The 10,214-nt window shown below is 63.1% G+C and carries 10 protein-coding genes and 1 pseudogene; 7 read left to right on the forward strand and 4 right to left on the reverse strand.

Annotation, left to right across the window (positions count from 1 at the left end):
* Positions 1-202, reverse strand: a pseudogene (locus tag sphst_RS21220) (hypothetical protein); the annotation flags it as partial.
* Between the two features lie 19 nt (positions 203-221).
* Positions 222-884, reverse strand: a complete 663-nt coding sequence (locus tag sphst_RS11150) for a cation transporter (RefSeq protein ID WP_031393021.1) — start codon at positions 882-884, stop codon at positions 222-224.
* 69 nt (positions 885-953) lie between these two features.
* Between sphst_RS11150 and sphst_RS11155 the strand changes: the two genes are divergently transcribed.
* Positions 954-1,358, forward strand: coding sequence for a MerR family transcriptional regulator (locus sphst_RS11155; protein WP_234387586.1), 405 nt, complete (start codon positions 954-956; stop codon positions 1,356-1,358).
* Between the two features lie 49 nt (positions 1,359-1,407).
* On the opposite strand, the gene sphst_RS11160 is transcribed toward sphst_RS11155, so the two are convergent.
* Both sphst_RS11160 and traA read right to left on the reverse strand, forming a co-directional pair.
* Positions 1,408-2,136: a DUF6118 family protein gene (locus sphst_RS11160; RefSeq protein ID WP_192003774.1), complete on the reverse strand. Its 729-nt coding sequence runs from the start codon at positions 2,134-2,136 to the stop codon at positions 1,408-1,410.
* Positions 2,137-2,197: 61 nt separating this feature from the next.
* Complete coding sequence (gene traA / locus sphst_RS11165) at positions 2,198-5,170, reverse strand: Ti-type conjugative transfer relaxase TraA (RefSeq protein ID WP_031393024.1); 2,973 nt, start codon at positions 5,168-5,170, stop codon at positions 2,198-2,200.
* Between the two features lie 174 nt (positions 5,171-5,344).
* Here traA and sphst_RS11170 point away from each other — a divergent pair, with 174 nt between their 5' ends.
* The 6 genes from sphst_RS11170 to sphst_RS11195 all read left to right on the forward strand — a co-directional run.
* The gene (locus sphst_RS11170; RefSeq protein ID WP_031393025.1) at positions 5,345-5,674 is read left to right on the forward strand and encodes a conjugal transfer protein TraD; all 330 of its coding nucleotides are present in this window, start codon (positions 5,345-5,347) and stop codon (positions 5,672-5,674) included.
* A gap of 13 nt (positions 5,675-5,687) precedes the next feature.
* Positions 5,688-5,912 carry a conjugal transfer protein TraD gene (locus tag sphst_RS11175; RefSeq protein ID WP_031393026.1) on the forward strand — a complete coding sequence of 75 codons (225 nt, stop codon included), beginning with the start codon at positions 5,688-5,690 and terminating at the stop codon, positions 5,910-5,912.
* Positions 5,909-6,190: a hypothetical protein gene (locus tag sphst_RS11180; RefSeq protein ID WP_031393027.1), complete on the forward strand. Its 282-nt coding sequence runs from the start codon at positions 5,909-5,911 to the stop codon at positions 6,188-6,190. The genes sphst_RS11175 and sphst_RS11180 overlap by 4 nt, the downstream gene beginning before the upstream one ends.
* A complete protein-coding gene (locus sphst_RS11185; RefSeq protein ID WP_082446614.1) occupies positions 6,190-7,740 on the forward strand; it encodes a type IV secretory system conjugative DNA transfer family protein in 1,551 nt (516 codons plus the stop codon). The genes sphst_RS11180 and sphst_RS11185 overlap by 1 nt, the downstream gene beginning before the upstream one ends.
* 702 nt (positions 7,741-8,442) lie before the next feature.
* A complete protein-coding gene (locus sphst_RS11190; RefSeq protein WP_031392895.1) occupies positions 8,443-9,318 on the forward strand; it encodes a replication initiation protein in 876 nt (291 codons plus the stop codon).
* Positions 9,319-9,873: 555 nt separating this feature from the next.
* The coding region (locus sphst_RS11195) for a molybdopterin-dependent oxidoreductase (protein WP_234387587.1) at positions 9,874-10,214 on the forward strand (341 nt) is incomplete at its 3' end.

Consider the following 10,214-nt stretch of genomic DNA (forward strand, 5'->3'; position numbering starts at 1 on the left):
GGCCGTGGCAACCGCCATGATGGTGAGGATACGCCTTGTCGGCGTCTGCCGGCACTTGGTCAGCGTCGCCGTCGCAATGATCGAGGGAGCTGACCGCTGTGGTATCAATGCACGTCACGCCTTCGGTCGCATGCGCGACTGATCCAAGCCCGAGCATAAGCACGAGCATGAAACTGAGGAGCAGGGCGAAAAGGCGGTGCATCGGCCCGCGCCTTAGCAGCTTACCGACTGCCATGTAACGACTGCTGGTAACTAGCGGGGGCGGATAAAGGCTCGCCGTGCATTTCGGCGCGTGCCTGCCGCATGATCTGAACACCGCCGGATATTCCCAACACAGCCATCAAAGCGGCGACGGCAAGATCAGGCCACGCGCTGTTTAGGCCGAACACTCCGCCTGCGGCCAGTACGACGGCGATGTTGCCGATCGCGTCATTGCGCGAGCAAATCCATACCGATCTCATGTTCGCATCACCACTTCGGAAGCGGTACAGCATGACCGCGACCACAAGGTTCGCGATCAGCGCCGCGATGCCAACCATGCCCATAATCTCGGCATGGGGCGTTGCGTCGTGGAGCGCCCCCCATCCCGCCGCGAACAGGACATAGATGCCTAGCAAAGCAAGCGTCGCCCCCTTCAACATCGCAGCGCGTGCACGCCAGGCCATCGCCATCCCGGCAACGCCAAGGCTGATTGCGTAGTTCGCAGTATCCCCAAAAAAGTCGAGCGCGTCGGCTTGGAGTGCCTTCGATCCACCCGTGATGCCGGCAATGATTTCGATAACGAACATGCCGCCATTGATGGCGAGCGCAATCCATAGCGCTCGGCGCCACTTGGGGTCGTTGAGAGTACCCGCCTTGTCGGACGCGCAGCTTGTGCAGGCCATGTTCGCCACCTCGATAGAATCGATCTGACAGCCTATATGCACCCTCTAGTCGCTAGAGGGTCAAGCGCTGTGTCTGAGAAACTGACGATCGGAAAACTGGCCGGTGCGACCGGCACCAAGGTCGAGACGATCCGCTACTATGAGCAGATTGGCTTGCTGCCGGCTCCTGAGCGATCGGCGGGAAACTATCGGACCTATGAGGGCGCGCATCTACGCCGCCTTTCCTTCATCCGTCGTGCGCGCGATCTTGGCTTCTCGATCGACCAAGTACGCGAGTTGATGGGGCTTGCCGATCACCGCGATCGGTCGTGCATCGCTGTCGATGTCGTTGCCAACCAACACCGCGACGCGATCAGACGCAAAATTGCAGACCTCACCGCGCTTGCTGGTGAACTCGACGCGTTGATAGATTCCTGTAGCCGCAACACCGTCGCCGACTGCCGGATCATCGAAGCACTTGCCCCTTCCGCATAGCGCATCGCTGCTGTCCGGTGGAATGATCGGCTTGCACCGCTTGGGCACTTCAATCCGTGGAGCTGACGATCGCACTTCTTGCCGCCCCGTCATCCTGACTGATCTCGATGGTACAGCGCACCGTCTTCTTAGTCCTCACAGCTATCTTGTAGCAGGCTTGCACAGCCTTGCGATTTGCGGTGATGATCCGATCGGCTGCCGCGATGTTAGCGAAAGCCTCCGGCCCAGCAGCTCGCATGAGGCGCTGCCCTGCTTCCCATTTCGGTAGGTCGAGCGTGCGCGCTGCCATCCACTCGGGCACCTGCCACTTCGCCGGGAGCTCGCGCGCGATGATCCCCGGCACGATCGTCCATAGCAGCGCCCCGCCCAGGCACGCTCCCGCACCGACCTGCCACAAGGTACGGCGCTGCTCGTCCGCACGGCGGGCCGAACCGCCGATACCGTGCAAAGCGGTCGTCGCCTTGTCCATCTTCTCACCGGCGGTCGCGATCATGCGCCGATCCTCGTCGCGGGCATGGCCGCCAGCCGCGACGATCCGGTCGGCGACATAGCGCGGCGCGACATTGTCCTCGGCCGTTTTCGCCAGCACGCCGACATTTTGCATGGTCGCGTTGAGCGCCTTCGCCATTTTCCCCAGCGTCTCGCTGTAATCGGGTATCTCCGGCACCTCGGCGCGCTCCGCGGACAGCCGCTCGACGGCGCGGCGCAACAGCGCAAGCTCACCGCGGACACCTTCAAACGCCTCCGCTGCGGCGTCCAGTTCGTGATCGTCACCCATGCACTTCTTCCCCTTTACTGCATGAAACCACAAACCGGATCGTACCCGAAAGCACGAACCGTCACCGGCTCATCCCCCGATCCCGGTCGCGCCCACGATCGAGCGACGACGACAGCGCATCGCCGATCGACCGCTCGCTTTCCTGCTTCAGCGCCAGGTCGGGTGCATGGCGACGCAGTGCGGATTCGAGCTGCGGGTCGCGGTGCAGCCCGCCCGCCACCTTCTCCATCCGCTCACGCAACCGCTCGGCACCGGCACTGTCGCCGGCCCGCTCCATTCCTGCCCGCGCCTGCTGCATTTTCTGCCAGCCTTCCACGAACCGCTCGGCACGCGCGTCCGGGTCTAGCCGCACACGCTTCTCGTCGGCCATCGCGCGTGTCGCGCCAACTGTGTTGCCGCCCGACACCTGCTCGATAAGCTTCGGATCACGCGCAAGCGCCGATGCAAGGTCGCGCGCGGCATGGGGACGGGTCGCGTCCAGCCTCTCGCCAGCCTTCTGCAAAGCGCTCTCCTGATGCGGCAGCACCGGCAGACCCTTGTTGCGCATCCGGCCGATATCGCCCGCGGCACGTGCATAGCGTTCGATCGCCTTGGCCTGAGAGACGTCCAAGGTGGTGTTAATCGGCCCCCCCTGGCTGCGATCACGGGCGGTGTTAATCAGACCCCCCTGGCCGTGATCGCGGGCAGTGTTAATCGCCCCCTCTTTCGCGACAGCCGGCTTTGGCCGGAAACCGGCAAACATGCCCTTGGCCTTGTCGCGCACCTTCTCGACCATCTGGCGTGCGAGTTCCGGGAACCGGATCTCGCGCCGATCGGCGAACGCCCGCGCCTGATCCTGCTCGGGCTTAGCGTAATCGCCCGCCATGTCCTTGCCGCGATCACGCGAGAGCGCGCGGACGAGCTGGCGCTGGTCGCTGAAGTCGTCGCGGCCATAGTGGAGCTGCACGTCGTCACGATGACGCGACATGCCGACATAGGCGCTGTGCCGGTCCATGCCGGGGGTGGCGAGGACGTGCGCGCGATCGACCGTCACGCCCTGCGATTTATGGAACGTCGCCGCATAGCCATGATCGACATGGGCATAGTCCTTGGTGTCGAACGCGACGCCGCGCCCGTCATCGAGGCGCACCGCCATGCCCTCGGACGATACCCGCTCGATCGTCGCCAGCGTGCCGTTCTTCACCCCCATGCCGCGCTCGTTGCGCAGGAACATGATGCGGTCGCCCGTCGCGAACTGCCGCTCACCGCGCTCGGCCTTCACCGTCACGTCGTCGCCAAGGTCGCCGGATGCGCGCAACCGGTTGCGCGCCTCGCCATTGAGGCTCTGCACTTCGGCGTTGGTGTGGGTGAGGATGATCCGGGTCTTGCCCGGCTCGGTCTGGCGTGCGCGATCCCAACCGTCCACCAGCTCGCCCCGCGCCTCGTCACGGTTGTCGGCGACGTGGACCATGCCCTTGCTGTCATAGGCATGGATCGCCTCGCCGGTGCGCCCGGTCGCCAGCGCACGCGTGGCGTCGCGCTGCCAGTCCTCGCGCTGCCGGCGTATCTCGGTGATCTCGGCCGCGCCGTGGCGCTCGGTGACGCTGCGAAAGGCCGCGCCGGCCTCGATCGCCTGCAACTGCTCGGGGTCGCCGACCATCACGACCTTGGCCCCGGCATCGCGTGCTTGGGACAGCACCCGCTCCATCTGACGCGAGCCGATCATGCCGGCCTCGTCCACCACCAACACGTCCCTTGGGCCTAGCTGTTCACGCCCCCGCCCCCATGCGTGTTCAAGGCTGGCGATGGTGCGGGACTGGATGCCGGACCCGCCCTCAAGGTTCTCGGCCGCGATGCCTGACAACGCCGCGCCGCGCACCGTGTAGCCCTGCCCCTCCCAAGCCTCGCGCGCGACGCCCAGCATCGCCGATTTACCGCTGCCGGCATAGCCGACGACGGACGCCAGCCCACTGTTGCCGGTGACGTGATCGAAGGCGTCGCGCTGCTCGCTCGACAGGACAAGCCCTCGGCCCTCGGCTGCGTCGATCGCGGCGTCACGATGCCGATCGACGATGCCATGCGCGGCGCGGCCCGCCAGCTCGTCGCTCGCGCGCTCAAGCCGGTTCTCCACCGCGATCATGTCGCGGCTGGTGAACCGCTCCTGGTCGCGCCCGTCCTTCCCCAATGCGACCAGCTCGGGGCTGGCGCGCACCGCCCCCATCACCTGGTCGAACTGCTCCTTGCCGTCGCTGTGCCGGAAGGCGAACGTCGCCAGGTCGCGAGTGGTGAACGTGGCCTGCTGCCGCGTGATCGCGTCCAGCGCGACATTGGGATCGGCGATGATCTTCTCGCCGTTCTCACGAGCGATGCGCGTGTGATCCTCGATCCGCTCCGCCTCAAGCCCCTGCTCCGGACGACGCGATGCGGCCGGGCCGATCTTGTGCTGCGGTTCCAGCCCGATCCCCTGCGCCTCGTAACTGCGGTGGTCGATGCGACCCTCAAGCCCAAGCTCGGCCATGCGCTCATTAACGTGGGCGCTCCACGCCTCGCGCCAGTCCTTCAAAAGCTCGGTCGAGTTCCAGTCGCGGTTCTTCTTCCCGAACCCCTCCGGCCCCACGTCGCGCATCGCAAGCATGACATGCGCGTGCGGCTTGGGCGTGCCGTCCTTCGCCTTGTCCCAATGCACGTTCAGATCCGCGACCATCCCGCGATCGACAAACTGCTGCTTCACGAAATCGCGCGCTAGCTGGACGCCCTGTTTCTCATTCATCTCGCGCGGAATCGAGAACTCCACCTCGCGGGCAAGCTGCGCGTCCTTGCGTTTCTCGCCTGCCTCCACCTCGTTCCACAAGGTCGTGCGGTCGTTTAAACGCTCCGGTGCGCCCTGTGGCAACATCACTTCGGAGTGGATCACGCCTGCCTTGTTGCTGAAGTCGTGATTCCGGTTCAACCGATCGTCGTGCAGCTCGGATGCGGAGCGATAGGCGGCGCTCGCGACGGCGCTCGATCCGTTCGCGCGGCTCACAACCTTGGCGGAGAAATGGTAGATCGCCATGACGCCCTGCTTATTGCACTTCTGAGCGCACGTCGGCAACGACGTATAAGCGCGCACTCATCCTCCGCTTCGCTCCTCCTGATTGACTTGGTGCTGCGTTCTGCTCGTTCTGGCTTTACCCATATGCTCGGCGCGCTAAGATGTTGATGAGCGATACGCGGAAGGGTAAAGGCGATGCGGAAGGTTCGCGATTACGATGCCGAGCTGAAGGCACTGGGTGACAAGGCCCGCGCGCTCAAGGCAAAGCGGGTCGAACAGCTTGGCCAGCTCGTCGTTGCGACCGGGGCCGATGCGCTTGATCCGGAAACCCTCGCCGGGGTGCTGCTCGATGCGATCGGATCAAAGGATGCGGGCGCGAAGGAGGCATGGCGCGCGAAGGGCGCGGCCTTCTTTCAACGACGTGGGCGCAAAGGTGGCGGCGCTGCTGCAATCGACGGATCGGGCACTGCGACTGAACCAGGCGGCGACGCTGCGGGCGGAAGCGGCGGAACGGCGAACGGATAGCAGGGGCTGGGTCGTGCAACGTCGCGAACGAACACGCCATCTGATTGAACTGGGCGGGCTGGTCCAGAAAGCCGGGCTGGTCGAGCTGACCGACGACGATCGCGCCACGCTCTACGGCGCGCTGCTCGATCTCGCCGGGCGTGGTCGCGGCGACGATGCTGGCGACGTGCTGGCGCTATGGAAGCGGCGCGGCAAGCGGGCGTTCGACGCGGAAGCGGAAGGGAGCGAAGCGCAATGAGCGATTTCGATATCGAGACGATCCGTGCCCAAGTCCGCGCGATGAATTTCGTGCGCGGCACGCCGGCGGAAATCGCGATGTGGCATGAGGACATGGCGGACTCGCGCGCCAACCTGGTCATCGAGGACATGATCCCGACGCCCAACGACGATGCGTTCTTCGCGATGATGCTTGACGAGGGCGTGCCCCCTCCCCTTGTATCGCAAATCCTGCTCCGGCTGCTCGATCATCCCGACTCCGACCGGTCCTTGCCGGTCACGCCGATGGAAGCGCACTGATGCCGAGGCGACGGATCAGCCCGCTGTTCGCGGTCTTCGTCGCCTTCGTGGTGCTGATGGCGAGCAACGCCTGGCTCAAGGGCATCTTCGGCTATGGTGAGATTGCGACCGACATTCCGTTCCTGCTGGCCGGCGCGATCCTGTTCCTGGCTTGGCGCTTCAACCGGCGCGCCGCCAACCAGCGGAGCGATCTGCTCGGCTCCGCTCGTTTCGGCGACCGAACCGACGTGCGAAAGCTGGAGGCGAACGGAGATCTCCTGATTGGCCGCTCGGCGAAGTCAGGCAAGCTGCTGCATTACGACGGCGCGGCGCATCTGCTAACGATGGCACCCACCCGGTCGGGCAAGGGCGTCGGCACGATCATTCCCAACCTGCTGCTGCTCGATCGCTCGGTGATCTGCATCGACCCCAAGGGTGAGAATGCCCGCGTCACCGCCCGTGCGCGTGCCGCCAAGGGCAAGGTCTGGTGCCTCGATCCGTTCGGCGTGTCGGGTCAGCCGCCTGCCCGCTACAATCCGCTCGACCGGCTCGATCCCGCCAGCCTCGATCTCGCGGAAGATGCCAACACCCTCGCCGACGCCCTAGTGCATGACGCGCCGGGGCAATCGGGCGAAGCGCATTGGAACGAGGAAGCCAAGGCGCTGATCGCGGGGCTGATCCTGCATACCGTCGTCCACGAACCCGCCGACGCCCGAGTGCTGGCGACGGTGCGCGACAAGCTGACGCTCGCCCCTGCCGGCTTTGCCGCTTTGCTGGCCAAAATGCAGGACAGCGCCGGCGCCGGTGGCCTGATCGCCCGCGCCGCCAACCGCCAGCTCGGCAAGTCCGATCGCGAAGCCGCTGGCGTGCTGTCCTCGGCACAGCGCCATACCCACTTTCTCGACAGCCCTCGCATCGTCGCCAGCACCGCCGCGTCGGATTTCACCTTCGCGGGGCTGAAGGACACGACCGCCACCGTGTTCCTGTGCCTGCCGCCCGATCGGCTCGACACCTATGCGCGCTGGCTGCGGCTGCTGGTGAGCCAGGCCGTCACCGACATGGCGCGGTCCACCGCCCGTCCTGCCCGGCCCGTGCTGTTCCTGCTGGACGAGTTCGCCGCGCTCGGCCGTCTCGAACCGGTTGAACGCGCGATGGGCCTGATGGCGGGCTATGGCCTCCAGCTCTGGCCGATCCTCCAGGACATGCACCAGCTTAAGGCCACCTATGGCGAGCGCGCCGGCACCTTCATGTCCAACGCCGGCGTGATCCAGACGTTCGGGGTCAACGATCATGCCACCGCCGACATGCTCTCGCGCACGATCGGCGACACCACGATCGAATATGATACCGTCAGCACGTCGCGCGGCACCGGCTGGGGCGAAAACCGCGCTGGTCCCTCGGAGAGTGTCAGCGGGCACGTCTCCGCTCGCCGGCTCGCCACACCGGACGAAATCATGCGAATGCGGCCCGATCAGCTTCTGCTGCTCCGCCAGGGCGAAAACCCGCTCGCGGTCGAGAAAATCCGCTACTACGATCAACGCGAGTTCACTGGCCTGTTCGATCCTGCGTGACGATGTGCGAAAGGTGAGTTTTGGGGTAGCGCCTCACCTTCCGAAGGTGACGGAGCTGGTGATCGGATTGACGATCTACGAAACCGATCGCGAAGGAGCTGATTTAAGCACCAACAGCGAGGTTCGGTGCTGCAAGGGTGCGGATCGTGGCAAAGCCCTCTTCCCTGCCCTCATGGCGCTCTTGGTCGGCTCTGGCGTAGTATCTGGTCGCCAGCTTGCCTTTCTTCTTTTTCCGCTAAGCACGCGGCGTTTGCGCCGCTCTGGTGACAGCGCAGCTGGCACCAGACGAATAGTGCATCGGCCATTAGGCCGATTCCATTTGCCTATTCTGACGGTGGTTATCCACAGGCTCGCCACCCCAAAGCTCACCTTTCGCCGTTCAGATTCTCTAATTCTTCTGATTCAAGATTCAGAGCCCTGAAAGGTCCGTATTTCTGCCGAAAAATGCCTCCAATAGTGAGCGTTGGGGTCGATTCGCGTGAGTTTCGGGGTAGCATGCGGTGAGCTTTGGGGTCGGTAAAAGTGAGTGTTCGGGCAGGGTCCAGTGAGTGTTGGGGTACCCCAATGGTTGGGTTAAAAGGATCGGTGAGTTTTGGGGTATCCGCCTCTCTGCTCCACGGGGGAGCTGAAACATTTGCCTAGCTCACTTTTCGTGATTAGGGTGAGTTGGTAAGTTCCTCTAGCTCACCGTTGGTCAAGCCTATGTCGCAACCTGCCGTGGTCGATATGACATTCCGCACGCTGGCCCAGAAGGGACGTGGAAATCCTTTTGATCCCGCCAACTACGGTGAAATCGTCAAGCCCGGCGAGTTGGTCGATATTGTAGAGCTAAGCCCCCTCACCCTCGCGGATCGCCGTATCTACAACCTGCTGATCGCCAATGCCTGGGAACGCATTGGCGAGCCGATCATCCATCGCATTGCGAAATCCGGACTGAAAGGGACGCACCAAGGCAACGAGCGCATAGAGAGTTCACTGCTGCGCCTCATGGGCACCATCGCGATCGTCACGATCCGCAAGGATGGCAAGAGCTACAAGCGCCGTGTCCAGCTGCTCGGCCCAAGTGATGAAAGCCTCGAAAAAGACGGCTTCCTTCACTATCGTATCCCAGAAGAGCTAATCGAGATACTGCGGAACAGTCAGGTTTATGCCCGTCTCAAGACGCAGGTAATGTATTGCTTCGAGTCAAAATACGCACTTTGTCTCTATGAAATGATCGAGCGGCGCATTGGTCTCGAATACAAACAGAAAGAGGAGTTTACGATCGAAGAGCTGCGCGGCCTGCTTAACGTGCCTGAAGGTAAACTCGAACGCTTCGCTGATATGAACAAATATTGTCTGAAGGTGGCTGTCGAGGAAATTAACAAGCTTTGCCCCTTCTATGTCGATTTCACGCCGATCAAGAACGGGCGCAAGGTCGAACGGGTGGCACTCCACTGGTTCCCAAAAACGTCCAGCGGCAAGCGCGACGCACAGAACCTGATCGACCAGCACAGCATTGTACGACGGGCAAAGCTGCGCGGCGGAATTCCCGAACTGCCCGTGCTGGTAGATTTCAGCGCGTCGGCCCAAAGGTGAGCCGCTACCCCAAAACTCACCGATAGGCTTTGCTACCAACCTCTACATGCCAGACACGTGTTCACGTTCCATCGTGTTCTCGTGTTCTCGTGCTATCATGTTCACATGCCAACAAGTGGGCTGGCGGATTCCGGGGTGCCCGTTACAGATGCCGGGCATTCACCCAGCCCTTGCATGTTCCACTCGGGACGGATCATTCGGATCGCCCCCTCTTCGGGGTCGGTACATAGAACGGACCCAGATATACGTTAAGCGCCCTCATCCGGGTTCAGGCGGCGCAAATCACCCGTTTGTCGCGCATCTGCGATGGCGACAGGGTTTTCCGTCATCCCTAGTACCTAGCGACGACTTTTGGGACAAAGCCGTCGTAGCAAGTCCAGTCACATCGCGACGATCTACGGGAAAGGCTGTCTGGCGCTCGGCGCCTTTCGCGCGACGGCATGGTGATCGCTCCACCGCCGTCTAGAAAGGGATAGGCTATCGAAAGAGTCTGGGTGACATCGCCCAGCAAAACGATCGATTTCGCTACTGATTTCATCATGGTAGGCCGCTTGCATGACCGCATCCGATCGCGCCGAACAGAATCTGATCCTCCGCTGTCCGGAGCCGCTCAATGCGGAAACGCCCCCGGATAAACTGATCACGTCCTTCCTGACGCCGCAGGCGAACTTCTACATCCGCAGTCACGGACCAACGCCGGAGCTGGCCGACGATCATCGTATAGCGCTGGACGGCTTAGTCGACCGCCCGCGCTCCTACACGGTTGCCGAACTTCAAACGGCATTTGCGACCCGGACAGTGACCGCGACCATGCAGTGCGCCGGCAATCGTCGGGCACATCTTCAAGACGTGGAAAAGACTTCGGGCGATCCCTGGGACGTGGGCGCGATGGGCAA

Source organism: Sphingomonas sp. STIS6.2 (genome assembly GCF_000732685.2).
Lineage (GTDB): Bacteria > Pseudomonadota > Alphaproteobacteria > Sphingomonadales > Sphingomonadaceae > Sphingomonas > Sphingomonas aerolata.

Excerpts from the sequence above, each read along its gene's own strand:
- sphst_RS11190 (WP_031392895.1), top strand. The coding sequence starts at position 8,443 with ATGTCGCAACCTGCCGTGGTCGATATGACATTCCGCACGCTGGCCCAG.
- traA (WP_031393024.1), bottom strand. The coding sequence starts at position 5,170 with ATGGCGATCTACCATTTCTCCGCCAAGGTTGTGAGCCGCGCGAACGGA.
- sphst_RS11150 (WP_031393021.1), bottom strand. The coding sequence starts at position 884 with ATGGCCTGCACAAGCTGCGCGTCCGACAAGGCGGGTACTCTCAACGAC.
- sphst_RS11170 (WP_031393025.1), top strand. The coding sequence starts at position 5,345 with ATGCGGAAGGTTCGCGATTACGATGCCGAGCTGAAGGCACTGGGTGAC.
- sphst_RS11180 (WP_031393027.1), top strand. The coding sequence starts at position 5,909 with ATGAGCGATTTCGATATCGAGACGATCCGTGCCCAAGTCCGCGCGATG.
- sphst_RS11160 (WP_192003774.1), bottom strand. The coding sequence starts at position 2,136 with ATGGGTGACGATCACGAACTGGACGCCGCAGCGGAGGCGTTTGAAGGT.
- sphst_RS11185 (WP_082446614.1), top strand. The coding sequence starts at position 6,190 with ATGCCGAGGCGACGGATCAGCCCGCTGTTCGCGGTCTTCGTCGCCTTC.